This is a genomic window from Pseudomonas sp. HN11 (assembly GCF_021390155.1).
Classification (GTDB): Bacteria; Pseudomonadota; Gammaproteobacteria; order Pseudomonadales; family Pseudomonadaceae; genus Aquipseudomonas.
Genome location: NZ_CP089985.1, coordinates 3218906 through 3233947 on the forward strand (window position 1 = coordinate 3218906; position 15042 = coordinate 3233947).

Consider the following 15042-nt stretch of genomic DNA (forward strand, 5'->3'; position numbering starts at 1 on the left):
CGCGCGGGCGCACGGCCGTGCAGCGGATTACTGCGCCAGGCGAATGACTTCAACCTGCGCCTTCGAGGCGTTGCGGTAAGCCGTCACTTCCAGTTCCACCTTGTAGACCGTCGAGCCCAATGGTGGGCACGTCACGGTACTGGCCGGGTCGACGCCGCGAAACTTCTCGCCGATCAGGGCCATTACCGCCGGCACGTCCTTGGGGTCCTGGATGAACACCCGCGAGCACACCACATCGGTCAGGCTTGCATCCACGGCGGCCAGGGCATTTTCGATGTTGGCGAACACCTGGTGCGTCTGCTCCAGGATGTCTTCCGGGATCAATTTGGTTTGCGGATTGCGGCCGGCGGTATTGGATACGTAGATCCAATTGTCCACCACCACCAGGCGCGAATAGCTGGCCTGGTCTTCAAACGGCGAACCAGTCTTGAGCTTGATGATTTTTGTCATGTTGAAGGTCTCGTCAGTTGGGTAAGGAATGGCTTAGCGCAGTACCGGGGTTTCCCACAGGTTCAATTTGACGCCGATGCCTTTTTCGATGGCATTGCGATACACCACCGTGCCCCACGCCACGTCTTCGACCGGCATGCCGCCCACCGACATGATGATGATCTCTTCATCGTTGTGGCGGCCCTGGGCATCGCCGGCAACGATCTTGCCGATGTCTTCAAGTTCGTCGGCGTGCATCTTGCCTTCGGCGATCATGTCCATGAACCGCACCCCAATCACGGGCACGCAATGGTGCGCAGGCTTGGGCAGCTCTTCGAACCAGGCTTCGTACAGGCCGGTGTTGTCCAGCACCTTGCGCACGTCGGCACGCTCCATCCCCTCGTCCAGCGAGCAGGATGCCGGCATCGCCATGAAGCAACCCGGCTTGACCCACTCGCGCTTCACAATTGGGTAGGTTGAGGGGTCGCCTGTCTCACCGGAGCTACAATAAGTAACAAGGTCGGAATCACGGACCACCTCTTCGAGGCTGTCGACTACCTTAATCGTGGTTATCTGCGGGTAGGTTTCCTTCACCCAGCCAAGAAAATCATTCAGGCTTTTCTCGCCACGGCCCTTGATCTTCAAAGTGTCGATGTGCGGGCAAACGGCGATGAACGCGGCGAGCGTGGTCTTGCCCATCACGCCCGGACCGAGCAGGCCGACCACTTTGGCGTCCTTGCGGGCCAGGTGGCGCGCGCCGACGCCGGGAATCGCACCGGTGCGATACGCCGACAACAGGTTGGCGGACATGTGTGCCAATGGGGCACCGGTGTCAGGGTCATTGAGGGTGAACATCAGGATCGAGCGTGGCAGGCCTTTGTCGCGGTTGGCGATGTTGGAGCCGTACCATTTGACGCCCGCAGTGCAGAAGCTGCCGCCCAGATAGGCCGGCATCGCCATCATGCGGCGGTCAGCGGTCGGCTTGGGCATGTTCGGGAACGGCGAATCTTTCGGGAACATCAACATCGCGCCGTGTGAATCATTGTTCGGACCGGCCATGCGGTAGTCGCCGCTATAGAGCAGGCCGAACATCTCTTCCATGGTATTCACACAGGCGAGCATGTCGGTGACGCCAGCACGGATCATGTCCTGCTCGGACAGGTAGATGAAGTCTATTTTTGTAGTAGTGGACATTATTGTTCTCGACTGAAAGGGCTATCGCTGCGGTAGGCGCTGCTCCCACGCTATCGAGGTCGAGTATCGGCGTGCGTTTCATGGCGGTATTGTAGATTTCGGACATCAAGGTTCGATCCGGCCCCAAGAGTTGGCGCGAAAAATGCGTGAATATTCCCGCATCTATCCCTGGGAAGGTCCAGTCATGCTCAACCTGTGTTCACCGCCCCTGCGGCAGCACACCGCTTACGAACAACCCTGGTTCGTACTCAATTCATCGCGGTATTCGGTCATGCCCTCCGAACACCCGGCGATCTCGCACTTCTATGCCTTCGACGTCGCACAGTCGGCTGACCTGCTGGCGGTGCCGGATGGCTGCGTGGACATCGTGTTCGACTGCGACGCCACGCGCCCCAGCGTGAGGATCTGCGGCACCCCGCTGGAGGCTCAGCGGGTTGAACTGCTGCAGGGCCATCATTACTTCGGCGTACGCTTTGCACCGGGGGTGATCCCAGGTTTCATCAATGTCATGGCCGAGGACCTGACCGAACGGGAATGGGATCTGCTGGAAGTGTCGGCGTTCGCCCAGCGCATTTTCGAAAACATCGTCAACGCCCCGTTGCTGCAGGACCAGATCAAGCTGTTCAACGACTACCTGGCTCCGCGCCTGATGGGCCGGACCTCGAAGCTGACCGCCATGGTTATCCAGCAGGCGTTGGCCCATCGCGGTGACCTGCGCATCCAGCAGCTCGAAGACCTCAGTGGCTATACCAGCCGCACCATTCATCGCCAGTTCAGCCAGGACACCGGCCTCTCACCCAAGACGTTCTGCCGGATCATTCGTTGCCAGGCGGCACTGGAAAGCCTGAATACCCGGCACGATGTGTCGTTCTCGGAGCTGGCCCTGGACCTGGGTTTTTCCGATCAGTCGCACTTTCTGCGCGACTTCAAGAAGCTGGTCAGTACGACGCCCTGCGATTACCAGCGAAAAATGCTGCAGAGCGCCTACAACGAGCGCATCCGCTTCGCCTGAGCCCCCTCCCCTGCGCTGCGAAAAATTAATTCGCCTCTCCATCATTTCTCCACAAACCCTTCGCTGAACGTGCATGCTTGCGGTGCATCATTCATTCCGTTGCTGAAACACAGTGCACCTTTGCCGCATTGACCAGCAGCACCGCACATCGAACGAGCAGACCATGACTGAATCACTCCTCGCATCGCCCGCCAATCAGGCGCTGGTGCTGATCGCCGAAGACGAGCCGGAAATCGCCGATATCCTCACGGCCTACCTCAAGCGTGCGGGTTTTCGTACCGCCCATGCGCAGGACGGGCGGCGCGCGCTGGAACTGCATCAACAGCTCAAACCCGACCTGGTGCTGCTCGACGTGATGATGCCCAAGCTGGACGGGTGGATGGTGCTGGCGGAGTTGCGTCATCGTGGTAACACACCGGTGATCATGCTGACGGCACACGACCAGGACATGGACAAGCTGATGGGCCTGCGAATTGGTGCGGACGATTACATCGTCAAGCCCTTCAACCCGGCGGAAGTCATCGCCAGGATCCAGGCCGTGCTGCGCCGTTGCGGTGATCGGGGCGCCGGCCACAGCGTGGTGCGCGTCGACGCCTTTGAAATCGACATCGTCAGCCATGAGGTGAACGTCTACATCGGTACGCGAAAACAGCCGTTACACCTGACAGTGACCGAATTCAACCTGCTCGCGCAGCTGGCCAAGGCACCGCGTCGTGTGTTCAGTCGTGCCGAACTGCTGGTGCTCTGCTCGCCGGAGAGCGACACCTTGGAACGTACTGTCGACAGCCATATCAGCAAGTTGCGCCGCAAGATCGAAGACCTCGGCCTGCATGGCGTACCGGCCAGCATCCGTGGCGTCGGCTACCGGTTCGGGAGCCAGGCATGAGAGTGGCCAACAGCTTGAGCCGGCAGATTATCTTGTCGATGTCGGCCGTGGTCCTGTGCGTGATTGCGCTCGCGATGGTGGGCTCCTATGTGTTCTACGCCGTGCTCTGGGCAGTGGCGCCGCCCACGGAGTTGGAAATAGAAGCGGACGAATGGCTGCCCACGGGCGTGGAATGGCTGTGGATGGGCTTGATCACTTGCGTCAGCCTGGGGGTCGGCGTGGCGATGGCCGTCAAGTTGTCCAAACGCATTCTGATGCCGCTCAATTCGGTGGCGACGAGCCTGCGCAGCCTGGCTGACGGGGACCTGGACGCACGCGCCGTAGCGCCCGATCTTTCCCTGGGCGAAGCCGCCCTGTTGGTGGATGACTTCAATAGCATGGCGAACCGACTCAAACACATGGCCGAGGAGCAAGCCTTCTGGAACGCCGCCATTGCCCATGAACTGCGCACCCCGCTGACGATCCTGCGCGGGCGTCTGCAGGGGCTGGCCGAGGGCGTTTTCGAACCGGACACCGCGCAGTTCTACAGCCTGCTGAGCCAGGTCGAAGGCTTGACCCGCCTGGTCGAAGACCTGCGCGTGGTGGGCATGGGCGATAACGGCCACCTGGTCCTGGCACTCAAGGAGGTGGAACTGGCTGACGCGCTGGAGGCCGAAGCGCGGTTGTTCGAGCCCAGCTTGAACAGCGCCGGCTTTGTCCTGCAGTTGAACCTGCGCAAGGGCCCTGTTCACTGCGACCCCGACCGCATCCGCCAGGCCTTGCTGGCACTGCTGGACAATATTCGCCGGCATGCCACACCGGGCACCGTCAGCATTGAACTGGGCGGCGACGAGCGCGGCCACTTCCTGAGGGTCGCGGATGAAGGCCCGGGGGTCGATGCGGCATTCGCCGAGCACATTTTCGATGCGTTCCAGCGCGGCGAAAGTTCACGCTCACGGGCCCAGGGCGGCAGTGGCCTGGGCCTTACCGTGGTGCGCGCGATTGCCATCGCCCATGGTGGTGGAGTGACCTGCCGAACACTGATTAACAGCGGCACCGTGTTTGAACTGAGTTGGCCAAGCGCCTCACTGTTCAATACTCAGGCCTGACAATTAATACCTATTGATACCCACCAAGGTGATGGCATGCGTCTCTCTATTTGCCTGTTCAAGAGAGCAATAAAGTACCGCCACTTTGCCTTACTGGACAGACACGGACGTTGCATTGCTTTCATGAGTTGCGAAGGGATTCCCGCCAGGGGTGAATGGGTGGAAGTCAACGAAGTCAATCTCGCCTGGCTCAGCCAAACGCTGCCGGGCCATGAGCGCCGAGACAGCGAATAGCCGCATCGTCGACTGCCTGGCTCTGATGTTTAACGTTCTCACGTGGATAACTTGTCATGCCGACACAGCATTCAGCTCGCAACGCTATTGACCTTAAACAGTTGGAAGCGTCGCTGACGCTCTACACGTTTAAGTTGAGAAAGTTGCAACGCTTCTGGATTCCCCTGCAGAGGTACGCGCCGCAGTCTGTATTGGCGCTGTGGTTAATCGGCGTGTGCGTTTCATTAGTGACATTGTCGTATTACCACTGGCTGGTCATCGCTCCCGCTATTTGTATATTGATCACCGTGGAAATCATTATCGAAGAAGTCCAGATCGACCTGTTATTGATGACCGACGAAGCCCGCTATCTGCTCGACATCGCCCGTGACCTCTATCAACGCACGACGCGCTCCACAGGTGCCCCATGCCGTCCGTAACACCTCCTGCTCGAAGAAAAGCCATCCGCCAGCCTGACCCTCAAGACCATCGCCAGGGCCTAACCCGACAAATTGTTCGTGCGGGTGCTGCTGGCACGGAGCTTCCGGACCCGGGCCTGGCAGGATTCAGCGCGGTGCCCTGCGCGTTTCGGACGGCGATTCGCCGAACAGCTCGCGGTAATGCGTAGCGAAATGGCTCAGGTGAAAAAAGCCCATGGCCACGGCGATTTCACCGACGTTTTTCTCGCTCGAGCAGGTTGCGATCAGACGTCGTCTGACCGCATTGAGACGCAAATTGCGCAAGTACTCAAGTGGCCGCATGCCGGTCACTGCCTGAAAACTGTTCTGCAGTGTCCGTCGGCTCACGCGCAGGTGTTCGCACAGGTCGAGAATGCTCAAAGGCGTGTCGCCGCTGGCATCGATCAATTCCTGACAGCGCTTGACCAGATAGGCACTCACGGCGAAATTGCCGCGACGGCAGCGCACCTCCTCCGTGGCATTGCTGAACAAATCGAGGAATGCGTTAAGCAATTCGTCTTCGAGCATTTTCTCGACAGTGGGACTGATCGCGTCGGTTTGTTCCAAAAGGTGACGAAACAGCGGGTGAATACGCTGCCGGATGCGCAGCAGTAACGCGTCGTCCACACTGAGCTGGGAAGTGGTCTTGAGGCGTCTGAGCTGGTCGCTCGACAATTCAAAGGCGGCCACTTTGGCAAAACGGACGATATCGACGTTAAGCGCGAAGAAGTGCGTGCCTTCCGGTGCATGCAACACAAACTCCTCCGTGTCACGCAACAGCACCACGCTGTGAGCACCGACCTGCTGTCCCTGGACGACCGGCGCGTTGCCCAATGACATGGCCGCACACAGTCGGCCCTTGGGCGCATAACCGCGCTGCACCACGCGTTTGTCCAGGACTTCCTGGAAAATCTGGAAGCGGTCGGCGGACAACTGCCGCAGCTCGCTGGTCAGGCAACCACGACCAAGCTGGTCATACACCTGCTGCCAGCCCTGGATGGAACCGGCGTGTTGTTGAGGGTCATTGAAAGTTCGAACTTCAGCAAGCATGGTTGTCGTTCCTCGGTGGCCCCGTTGTTGTTATCGGCCTGAAAGGGACTCGGTCATCCATGACGGCAGCTATGGTTCACACAGGGGCGGCGTCCGCCGTGAAAGCCAAAGCCAGTTCCGTGCCAAACATGTGCAGGCGATAGGTGCTGGGCTGAATATTCATTGGCGCCAATAATGCGCCGGACAGCACGACCTGCCCGGCTTCCACTGGCTGACCGTCGGCCAGCAGACGCCTGACCAGCCAGCACAGATTGGCCAGCGGTGTGTCTTCTCGATCCTGGGTATCACCCTCACCCCTGGGCACCCCGTCGCACTCCAGGCGATACGCGACATTGGCGTGCCGCCGTGGATCGAAGGCTGTGCGCGGCCCCACGCAATACAGCCCCGCCGCCGCGTTATCGGCGAGAAAGGCGCCCACTTCAAACGCCCAGCCTTGCCAACGGCAATCGGCAATTTCGAAGGCCGGGGCGACCTCGCTGATGGCCGCCAGGATCTCTTCGTCGCTGTAGTCCCCCGGTGCCAGCGTGCGCCCCAGCACGATCGCCAGCTCGATTTCCAACTTGGGCTGGATCAGCGCCGAGAGCGCCACCGCACTGCCGGGCGGCACGCTCATGCGGTCGGTCAGGCCGCCATACACCGGTTCGTCGAGGCCGAAGCGCCGCTGCGCGGCAGCACCGGCGAATGCGATTTTCCAGCCGCTCAAGCGCTCGCCTGCGCCTTGACGCCTGTCCAATGCCTGGCGTTGCAGCGCATAGCCCGCATGCCGGTCCAAAGCGTCGGGTGCCAGCGGCGCAATCGCCTGGACCGAGCGCGCTGCCTGATGCAAACGGCTCAGTAACGCGTTATCACGGTTCATGACAGTTGTTCCGCCAACTTACGCAATACACTTTCAAGCCGTTCCGGGGTGGTAATCGCTGCGACAAACCGATCCGGGCGCACCACCACGATGCAGTCGCGCACCTTGGAGAACCATTCACCGAGGCGGTTATCCACGTCTTCCACGCTGAGGGCGTCCAAGGCAGCCAACGGTTGGTGGCGCCCGCTGCCGCTGCGCGAGCGGTTGACTTGAATGAAACGCGTGTCCCAGCGCGCCCAGAACGTCGCCATTTGTTCGCTGAGGTCCGCACGTGGGTTGACCCGATAACCCAGCACCGCATAAGAATTGCCCAGCACTTCATCCAGGCGTCGGCGCTGTCCCTGGGCATCTTCGATATACGGCTGCACAAACAACTGGCCCACCAGATCGTCCTCGCGCAACTCGGCACGTTCGTGATGCACCAGGCCCTTGGCGAGGGTAGCCTTGGGTTTGAACTTGAACTCCAGCAGGTGCGAGCGCAGGTTGTCGACGCTGTTCACCGCCTGGAACAACCAATCGCGCACGCCCGCCATCAGCGGGTTGGTCAGCCCCAGTACGGCGCCCATGTTGTCGGCCAGGGCCACCAGTTCGGTGGCGTGCCCGCGACGCTCCTGATCGTAGCTCGCGAGAATTGCGTGTGAGGCACGCCCCTGGATGATTGCCGCGAGCTTCCAGGCGACGTTGGCGACATCGCGCAGTCCTGAGTTGAGTCCCTGCCCCGCCCACGGTGGCGATATATGGGCAGCATCGCCCACCAGCGCCACGCGCCCCTGGACAAACCGTGCCGCCACCCTGGAATGGTGGGTGTAAGCACGGATGCGGATGATGTTCAATTGATCGACCGCGTCGCCGATGTGCCCACGGATCAGGTCGCGGATGGTGCTCTCGTCACACATCTTCGCCTCATCTTCACCCTCCAGCAGCATGAACTCCCAACGGCGCTGCTGGTACGGCAGGTAGATGCATACAAATGGCCGTTGCGGGTCGGCGTGCAGTGCGGTGTAGGGCGCGTCCAGGGTGTCATTGGCGGTATCGACCACCACCCACTTGCGCGGATGCGTGAGTCCCAGCAGCTCGATGCCGAGCTGTTTGCGCACGGTGGAACGTCCGCCATCGGCACCGATTACATAGTCGGCGCTCAATTGATAAAGCTCACCCTGGGCATCGCGCACCTGTAGGGTCACGCCCTGCGCGTCCTGCTCCAGTTCAAGCATTTCGTGGCCTTGGCGCAGCTCGACACTGGCGCGCTGCCCCAGGGTTTCGCGCAACGTGCCTTCGAGCAATTGCTGCATGAAAATATTGCGCATGGGCCAGCCATAGTGGGCGGCGCTCGGCTTTACCTCGGCGAAACACACGCCGCGTGCGTTGTAATAGCGCAGGGGCACATCGCAGATCATGTCGCGCACGGCCAGTTCGGCGATGCCGATACCCTGCAGCACACGCAGGGCTTCATCATCCATTCCCACCGCACGCGGGTAAGGCAGAATGCAGTCGGCAAGCTCAAGGACGACGCAGTCGATACCGTACATCCCCATATAGTGAGCGGCCGTGATCCCATTGGGACCGCCACCGACAATGACAACCTGGGTCTTCTCCTGCTTCATCACTATTCACCGCTTTCTTGTTGTGGTTGTAATCGGGCGCCGCAAACGTCCTACGCCTGTGCTCAGTGCAGCCCGTCCAGGCCTTTGACGTCCGCTGCTTCCAGGCCGCCCAGCCGCGCATGCAGACGACCGCGTGTGGCGAAGGCCCAGATCACGATCACCTCGTCCGGTGCGGGACCGTCGCCAAACATCAGCGACATGCTGTCGTAGTGAGAACGCACATACAGCGCATCCTTGTGGGCCAGCGGCACATCGATGGTGGTACCCGGGCCGCCGCGCTTGCCGGTGGACGGCACCCACGACTTGCCGCCGCCCAGCGCCAGGCGTACAGGGTCGGCAGCCGGGTTGGTGAGAAACGCATTACCGTGTTCATACTCGCCCTGGCTGCCCACGAGGCACGCTTTACCGTAGCTGACAATCGCCTGCGTGCCGGCCAGTGCCTGAATGCGCCGCCCGAATTCTTCGCCCAACAACGGCGAAGGTTCCACCAGTTCCGTCAGCGCTTCGCTGTAGCGACCGGCATAGGGATTGGCGATCACTGCAGCAACCGCATATTTGAACAGCGGCTCGCCATCGGCCAGCTGGCCACTTTCATTGGCCAGGGTTTCTTCGACAAAGCTGTACCATTTGCGGATGTGGTAAGTCGCAAAATTCGCGGTTTTCATCGGTATGTCCTCAAAGGGGATCCAGGGGGTCCAGGTTGAAATGTCGGCTTGGCGCGCCGGCGGCCTTGAACCGGGCCTTGCCGCGCGCGTCGTCGTGTTCGGTCTCGAGGAAGAACTCCATGCGATTGCCGTCGGGATCGTTGAAATACACACCATGGCCGATCTCGTGGTCGGTGATCTTCACCACCTCTACCCCCTTGCCCAGCAACATGCCGTAGAGCTGGCGCAAGGTGGTCATGTCGCCGGCTATCTCCAAGCCGTAATGCTGCAAGCCCAAGCCGCCCTGATGGGCGCCTGGGTCTGCACGAATCAGCGCAATATCGTGATGTTTGGTGCCAAATGCCATCATGACCCAGCTTTCGCCACGGGCACTTTCATGCATGCCCAGGATGTCGGCGTACCAGCGCGCCGACACGTCCGGGTCACTGACCCAGAGCGAAAGGTGCGTACGAAGGATCTCGACTTTCATCGCGGGGTACCTCAGTTCTTCTGGACGATGGATTGATGCCCTGACTTGATCTGCGCCACGGCGGGCGTCCAGAGCACATCCGCGATTTCACTGAAATCGCGCCACTGTTTCTGCCAGCCATCCCCCCCGTTATCGGAGGTGAACAAGTGCCCATACTTGGTGCCCGCCACCATCTGGCGCGGGTTGGCCGGGTTGAAGGCAATCGCCCAGACACACGAGTTGGGCTGCTGCGGAAGCGGCAACACTTCCCAGCTGCGCGCGGCATCACGGGACACCAGGATTTTGCTGGTGGTGCCGGGGGTGCCATCGGAGATACTCAGGTACAGCTCGTCTTGTGTGCCCAACGGCGCGTTCATGGCGCGGATGTAGTACAGGCCGAACGCTTCCCGGCCGATGATGCCGGTCCAGGTCGAGCCTTCATCCAGGCTGCGATAGACCGCATTGACGCAGACCACCACGATGACTTTCTGGCCGTGATTGGGCAGGACCAGAATGTTGTGCACGTCCGAGTTGTAGTCCCACAGCAGACGGTCATCGACACGGGTCCAACTGTCGCCGCCATCACTGGAGTGGAACAGCCCTCCCTCTTCCAGGCCGAACCACAGCTGGTCGGTGTCGGTTGGGTCATAGGCAAAGGCCAGCAGGCGTGGGCGGCTGACGCCGTCGCAAAACTCAGGAATCTCGACCGGCGCGCGGTCCCAGGTCAGGCCACCGTCCAGGGTGCGCCACAGGACGGCCCGCGAAGGTGCGCCGGTGCCGACGAAAATGCGCTGTGCATTCATGGGGTCGACCGCGACCTTCCATACTGTCTGCCCGTTGAACGGCGAGTCCACACGCAGCCAACGCCCGCCAGTGTCATGGCTGACACACAGGCCCACGTCAGTACCGGCATAGATCACCTGCGGCGCGTCGGGGTGTACGCTCAAGGACCGGGTGATGGCGTCAAACTCCAGGTCCTGCCCCAGGCCCAGGCGATGCCAGGTCCGGCCATCGTCGGCGCTGCGGATCACTGCTTGCCCTACGGTGGCAACCAAAAGGGTTCCGTTACTCATCGCTGATGCTCCTCAGATGAAGATGCCGCGGGTCAGACCGCCGTCGATGCCGATGGACTCACCCGTCACCGCGCCCGCCTTGGGCGATGCCAGGAAACCAATCAACCAGCCCATTTCAATCGGCGCCAGGGTGCGGCGGATCGGCGTTGCGTCGATGTAGCCTTGTTCGACCTGTGCCGAGGTCTTGCCCTGCTTGACGCCTTCGCGCTCGTACAGCTCCTGGATGTGCGGCGTGTCGACCACGCCGGGATGGATCAGGTTGACCGTAATGCCCGAAGGGCCCAACTGGTCGGAAAGGGTTTTGGTCATGTGGGCAATCGCCAGGTTGCGCATCCCCGAGAGGACTTTACTGCTGCGCCCGGTGAGGCCACCGATGTTGATGATGCGACCGAAGCCCGCCGCCTTCATGTGGGGAGTCACAGCCTTGGCGCAACGGAAATAGCCAATCACCTTGGTGTTGAGGTCGGAGAGCAACTCGTCGTCGCCGGCATGCTCGATGTCATTGCGTACCACCCCGGACGGCGCTGCGGCACCGTTGACCAGGATATCGATACGCCCAAAGTGCTTGTAGGCCGCTTCGACCATTTCCGACACGGCCGACATTTCATTGGTGTCGCAGTACAGCGGCAGCACTTCGTTACCGGTCTGTGCGGTGATCTCTTCGGCAGCCAGTTGCAGGAACGCCATGCGGCGTGCGCAGATCACGACCTTGCAACCTTCCTCAGACAGAAACCGCGCGACTTCCTTACCGATGCCCATGCCGCCGCCGGTGACAATGGCCACGCGGCCTTTCAATTCCAGATCCATAGCAACTACCTCGTGTGATTATTCAATTCAGGCCAGATCGACAAACACGCTCTTGGTCTCTGTGTAGGCATCGATCACGTTTTTACCCATTTCCCGGCCCCAGCCGGATTGCTTGTAGCCGCCGAACGGAGAGGCCGCATCGACCACGTTCCAGCAGTTGACCCACACCGAGCCCGCCTTCAGTTGCGCGGCCACGCGGTGCGCCGAGCGCAGGTCGCGGGTCCACAGGCCGGCAGCGAGGCCGTAGGGCGAATCGTTGGCGCGCACGACCAGGTCGTCGATTTCGGTCCAGCTCATGACGGTCAGCACCGGGCCGAAGATTTCTTCACGAGCGATACAGGCACCTTCGGCGCGATCAAGGAACACGCTGGGCGCGATGAAGTGGCCGCGCTCCAGATGCGCGGGGCGACCACCACCGCAGATCAGTTCGGCGCCCTCTTCCTGGCCCCGCTGCAAGTAGCGCTTGACCGTGTCCAGTTGCCGGCCGGACACCAGCGGGCCCATGCTGCTGGCGGGGTCCAGGCCGTTGCCGAGCACGTGGGCGGCGGCGTGTCGCTCAAGTTCCTGGAGCACCTGATCGAGCACACTGGCGTGCACGTACAACCGCGAGGCCGCTGTGCACACTTGGCCCTGGTTGTAGAAAATCCCGTCGGCCGCGCCCTTGGCGGCGCGCACGATGTCGGCGTCCGGCAAGATGATGTTCGGCGACTTGCCGCCCAGTTCCAGCGAGACCTTTTTCATATTGCTGGTGGCGGCCTGGGCGATCAGGCGGCCAACCTGGGTCGAGCCGGTAAAGGCGATCTTGTCCACGTCGGGATGCTGTGCGAGCGGCGCGCCTGTTTCAGCGCCCAGACCGGTAATCAGGTTGACCACTCCGGGCGGGAACCCGGCGGCCTCGATCAACTGCACCAGGCGAATCGCGACCAGCGGCGTTTGCTCGGCGGGCTTGAGCACCGCCACGCAACCGGTCGCAAGCGCCGGACCGAGCTTCCACACGCACATGTTCAACGGGAAGTTCCACGGCACGATCAGCGCGCACACGCCCACGGGCTCACGCAGGGTGTAGTTGAGCATCGGCGCCCCGCTGGCCGGCGACACGGGCAGCGTGCTGCCTTCGATCTTGGTCGGCCAGCCGGCGAAGTAGCGCAGGATGGTCGCCGCGCTGGCCGCTTCACCGCGCGCCGCCGCGAGGGGCTTGCCGTTTTCAAGAGTGATCAACTGCGCCAGCTCTTCACGGTGCTGATCGAGCAAGTCCGCCAAGCGGAACAGCAGCAAGCCACGCTGGGCGGGTGACTGCAGCGCCCAGGCGCCGCTGAACGCGGCGCGGGCTGCCGCGACGGCGGCGTCAACATCACGGGCATCGCCCTGGGCGACTTCGGTCAGGGTTTCTTCGGTCGCCGGGTTCTCCACCGCAAATCGCCGGCCGGCGGCAGCATCCTGCCAGCTGCCGCCGATAAACAGATGTCCGGGTTGCGAAAGAAATGCCTGGACCGCCGGTAGCACTTCAAACTGTTTCATCGTCGACTCCTTCACAGCGCCATCTCGATCAGGCAGGGCCCACTGGCGGCGTTGGCATTGGCCAGCGCCCGTTGCAATTGGGCATTGGTTTGCACGGTGCAGGCTGGCACGCCGTAGCCTTTGGCCAGGGCTTTCCAGTCGATTCGCGGGTTGTCGAGCACGGTCAGGCGCAAGGCCTGGGGGTCCATTTCGGTCATGCCGAAACGGCGCAGTTCGTTCTGCAGAATTGCGTAGCGATGGTTGGCGGCAATCAGGATCACCACCGGCAACTGCTCGCGGGCAATGCTCCACAGAGTTTGAATGGTGTATTGGGCACTGCCGTCCGATTGCAGGCAGTACACGCGATTGCCGTGCTCCGCCAGGGCGGCGCCGAACCCCACAGGAATGCCCTGGCCAATCGCGCCACCGGTGTTGGTCAATACACGATGCCGTGCGGCGCCAGCGGAGGCGGTGAAAAACGGATAGCCGCAGGTGCCGCCTTCAACCGAGACAATGCTGTCATCCGGCAGCGCAGCGGCGAGTACCTGACCGACAGACTGAGGCGTCAGTTCCGCGTGCCCAGGCGGCAGTTCGATGCCCATTGGCGTGGGCACGTAGGCCGGTGCATTCAGCGCATCGGCCAGCGCGATCAGTGCGCCCGCCACATCGTCACCGACCTCGGCCAGCGTCAGCAGGCGCTCGCGCTCGGCAAGGCGCGATGGGATGCCTTCGTAGCCAAAATAGCTGATGGGTTCGAGCACCCCGGCACACACCACTCGGTCGTACTGCTCAAGGATTTCGATCGCCACTTCCGGGAAATACGGCAGGCGGTCCAAGTCCGGCAAACCGCCGCCACGGTAGCTAAGCCGTGGGAAGGTCTCGGCAAACAAGCGCACGCCAGGCAGTTGGGCCAAGCGCCCTGCGGCTTCCAGCCCCGCGACCGACAAGCCCTCATCGCCGACGATAAACACCAGGCGCTGCCCGTTACGCAGTGCGCGTGCCACTGTCTCGACCCGGTCACCGGCAAACCGCCGAACCGGCGGGCGTATTGGCGCGAATACACCGTTGTGCGTCACCGCATTGGCTTGCAGGTCCATCGGCAGGATCAGGCTGGCGATCTGCCCTTTGGCCTGCCAGGCGGCGCGTACGGCTTCCTGCAAGTCTTCACCAATACCCGACGCGGTGCGCGAGGTACGCACCCAGCCCGAAACCGTCCCGGCCAGGGCCTGGATGTCGCTGGCCAGCGGTGGGTCGTAGTTCACATGCCAGGACGCGTGGTCGCCGATCACGTTGACGATGGGGGTATTGGCGCGGCGCGCGTTGTGCAGGTTGGCGATGCCGTTGGCAAATCCCGGCCCCAGGTGCGTCAGGGTCATCGCCGGCTTGCCGGCAATGCGGCCGTAGCCATCGGCTGCTCCGGTGCACACCCCTTCAAACAACGACAACACCGGTTTGAGTGAAGGTGCGCTGGCCATGGCTGCCACCAAGGGGATTTCGGTGGTTCCAGGGTTGGCAAAGCAGTATTCGATGCCGCTCGCCGCTGCCGCATTCACTATCAGTTGCGCACCATTCATTTTCAGCCCTCTTGCTTGAGCGTTTACAGTGGTGAGATTTATCACACACAAAAATTCTCACAACAAGCATTTTATTTGTATTTTTCTCACTTAATGAGATTTTATCGATATCAGGCAGGCAAAATCCCTCGCTACGATTGCGTTTTTCCCGCACTCCGGTAGTGTTGCGCCAGCGCCGGGCGGCGCGC

At 61.5% G+C, this 15042-nt stretch carries 15 protein-coding genes; 4 read left to right on the forward strand and 11 right to left on the reverse strand.

What is annotated here, in order from left to right; all coding sequences use genetic code 11:
* Positions 1 to 27: 27 nt before the first annotated feature.
* Positions 28 to 450, reverse strand: coding sequence for a RidA family protein (locus tag LVW35_RS14660; RefSeq protein WP_233890809.1), 423 nt, complete (start codon positions 448 to 450; stop codon positions 28 to 30).
* Between the two features lie 33 nt (positions 451 to 483).
* Positions 484 to 1623, reverse strand: coding sequence for a tyramine oxidase subunit B (locus LVW35_RS14665; protein ID WP_233890810.1), 1140 nt, complete (start codon positions 1621 to 1623; stop codon positions 484 to 486).
* 184 nt (positions 1624 to 1807) lie between these two features.
* On the opposite strand from LVW35_RS14665, the gene LVW35_RS14670 reads away from it, so the two are divergent.
* The 4 genes from LVW35_RS14670 to LVW35_RS14685 all read left to right on the forward strand — a co-directional run bounded on the left by LVW35_RS14670 (position 1808) and on the right by LVW35_RS14685 (position 5262).
* Positions 1808 to 2635 (forward strand): AraC family transcriptional regulator, encoded by an 828-nt coding sequence (locus tag LVW35_RS14670; protein ID WP_233896479.1) that lies wholly within the window; start codon positions 1808 to 1810, stop codon positions 2633 to 2635.
* Between the two features lie 163 nt (positions 2636 to 2798).
* Positions 2799 to 3521, forward strand: a complete 723-nt coding sequence (locus LVW35_RS14675; RefSeq protein ID WP_233890811.1) for a response regulator — start codon at positions 2799 to 2801, stop codon at positions 3519 to 3521.
* Positions 3518 to 4609 (forward strand): ATP-binding protein, encoded by a 1092-nt coding sequence (locus LVW35_RS14680; protein WP_233890812.1) that lies wholly within the window; start codon positions 3518 to 3520, stop codon positions 4607 to 4609. The genes LVW35_RS14675 and LVW35_RS14680 overlap by 4 nt, the downstream gene beginning before the upstream one ends.
* A 290-nt stretch (positions 4610 to 4899) precedes the next feature.
* A complete protein-coding gene (locus LVW35_RS14685; RefSeq protein WP_233890813.1) occupies positions 4900 to 5262 on the forward strand; it encodes a hypothetical protein in 363 nt (120 codons plus the stop codon).
* 126 nt (positions 5263 to 5388) lie between these two features.
* Here LVW35_RS14685 and LVW35_RS14690 read toward each other — a convergent pair whose 3' ends face one another.
* The 9 genes from LVW35_RS14690 to LVW35_RS14730 all read right to left on the reverse strand — a co-directional run bounded on the left by LVW35_RS14690 (position 5389) and on the right by LVW35_RS14730 (position 14854).
* Positions 5389 to 6330 (reverse strand): helix-turn-helix domain-containing protein, encoded by a 942-nt coding sequence (locus LVW35_RS14690; protein ID WP_233890814.1) that lies wholly within the window; start codon positions 6328 to 6330, stop codon positions 5389 to 5391.
* Between the two features lie 76 nt (positions 6331 to 6406).
* Complete coding sequence (locus LVW35_RS14695) at positions 6407 to 7186, reverse strand: 2-keto-4-pentenoate hydratase (RefSeq protein WP_233890815.1); 780 nt, start codon at positions 7184 to 7186, stop codon at positions 6407 to 6409.
* The gene (locus LVW35_RS14700) at positions 7183 to 8790 is read right to left on the reverse strand and encodes a bifunctional 3-(3-hydroxy-phenyl)propionate/3-hydroxycinnamic acid hydroxylase (RefSeq protein WP_233890816.1); all 1608 of its coding nucleotides are present in this window, start codon (positions 8788 to 8790) and stop codon (positions 7183 to 7185) included. The genes LVW35_RS14695 and LVW35_RS14700 overlap by 4 nt, the downstream gene beginning before the upstream one ends.
* Before the next feature lie 62 nt (positions 8791 to 8852).
* Complete coding sequence (locus LVW35_RS14705) at positions 8853 to 9455, reverse strand: amino acid synthesis family protein (RefSeq protein ID WP_233890817.1); 603 nt, start codon at positions 9453 to 9455, stop codon at positions 8853 to 8855.
* Between the two features lie 10 nt (positions 9456 to 9465).
* Positions 9466 to 9924, reverse strand: a complete 459-nt coding sequence (locus LVW35_RS14710; RefSeq protein ID WP_233890818.1) for a VOC family protein — start codon at positions 9922 to 9924, stop codon at positions 9466 to 9468.
* Positions 9925 to 9935: 11 nt separating this feature from the next.
* Positions 9936 to 10976 carry a WD40/YVTN/BNR-like repeat-containing protein gene (locus LVW35_RS14715; protein WP_233890819.1) on the reverse strand — a complete coding sequence of 347 codons (1041 nt, stop codon included), beginning with the start codon at positions 10974 to 10976 and terminating at the stop codon, positions 9936 to 9938.
* 12 nt (positions 10977 to 10988) lie between these two features.
* On the reverse strand, positions 10989 to 11783 hold the full coding sequence (locus LVW35_RS14720; protein WP_233890820.1) for an SDR family NAD(P)-dependent oxidoreductase: 795 nt from the start codon (positions 11781 to 11783) through the stop codon (positions 10989 to 10991).
* A gap of 27 nt (positions 11784 to 11810) precedes the next feature.
* Complete coding sequence (locus tag LVW35_RS14725; protein WP_233890821.1) at positions 11811 to 13301, reverse strand: aldehyde dehydrogenase family protein; 1491 nt, start codon at positions 13299 to 13301, stop codon at positions 11811 to 11813.
* A gap of 11 nt (positions 13302 to 13312) precedes the next feature.
* On the reverse strand, positions 13313 to 14854 hold the full coding sequence (locus LVW35_RS14730; protein ID WP_233890822.1) for an acetolactate synthase large subunit: 1542 nt from the start codon (positions 14852 to 14854) through the stop codon (positions 13313 to 13315).
* Between the last annotated feature and the right edge of the window lie 188 nt (positions 14855 to 15042).

Bases quoted from the DNA above. Each gene is read 5' to 3' on its own strand.
- LVW35_RS14660 (WP_233890809.1), bottom strand. From the start codon at position 450: ATGACAAAAATCATCAAGCTCAAGACTGGTTCGCCGTTTGAAGACCAG.
- LVW35_RS14665 (WP_233890810.1), bottom strand. From the start codon at position 1,623: ATGTCCACTACTACAAAAATAGACTTCATCTACCTGTCCGAGCAGGAC.
- LVW35_RS14670 (WP_233896479.1), top strand. From the start codon at position 1,808: ATGCTCAACCTGTGTTCACCGCCCCTGCGGCAGCACACCGCTTACGAA.
- LVW35_RS14675 (WP_233890811.1), top strand. From the start codon at position 2,799: ATGACTGAATCACTCCTCGCATCGCCCGCCAATCAGGCGCTGGTGCTG.
- LVW35_RS14680 (WP_233890812.1), top strand. From the start codon at position 3,518: ATGAGAGTGGCCAACAGCTTGAGCCGGCAGATTATCTTGTCGATGTCG.
- LVW35_RS14685 (WP_233890813.1), top strand. From the start codon at position 4,900: ATGCCGACACAGCATTCAGCTCGCAACGCTATTGACCTTAAACAGTTG.
- LVW35_RS14690 (WP_233890814.1), bottom strand. From the start codon at position 6,330: ATGCTTGCTGAAGTTCGAACTTTCAATGACCCTCAACAACACGCCGGT.
- LVW35_RS14695 (WP_233890815.1), bottom strand. From the start codon at position 7,186: ATGAACCGTGATAACGCGTTACTGAGCCGTTTGCATCAGGCAGCGCGC.
- LVW35_RS14700 (WP_233890816.1), bottom strand. From the start codon at position 8,790: ATGAAGCAGGAGAAGACCCAGGTTGTCATTGTCGGTGGCGGTCCCAAT.
- LVW35_RS14705 (WP_233890817.1), bottom strand. From the start codon at position 9,455: ATGAAAACCGCGAATTTTGCGACTTACCACATCCGCAAATGGTACAGC.
- LVW35_RS14710 (WP_233890818.1), bottom strand. From the start codon at position 9,924: ATGAAAGTCGAGATCCTTCGTACGCACCTTTCGCTCTGGGTCAGTGAC.
- LVW35_RS14715 (WP_233890819.1), bottom strand. From the start codon at position 10,976: ATGAGTAACGGAACCCTTTTGGTTGCCACCGTAGGGCAAGCAGTGATC.
- LVW35_RS14720 (WP_233890820.1), bottom strand. From the start codon at position 11,783: ATGGATCTGGAATTGAAAGGCCGCGTGGCCATTGTCACCGGCGGCGGC.
- LVW35_RS14725 (WP_233890821.1), bottom strand. From the start codon at position 13,301: ATGAAACAGTTTGAAGTGCTACCGGCGGTCCAGGCATTTCTTTCGCAA.
- LVW35_RS14730 (WP_233890822.1), bottom strand. From the start codon at position 14,854: ATGAATGGTGCGCAACTGATAGTGAATGCGGCAGCGGCGAGCGGCATC.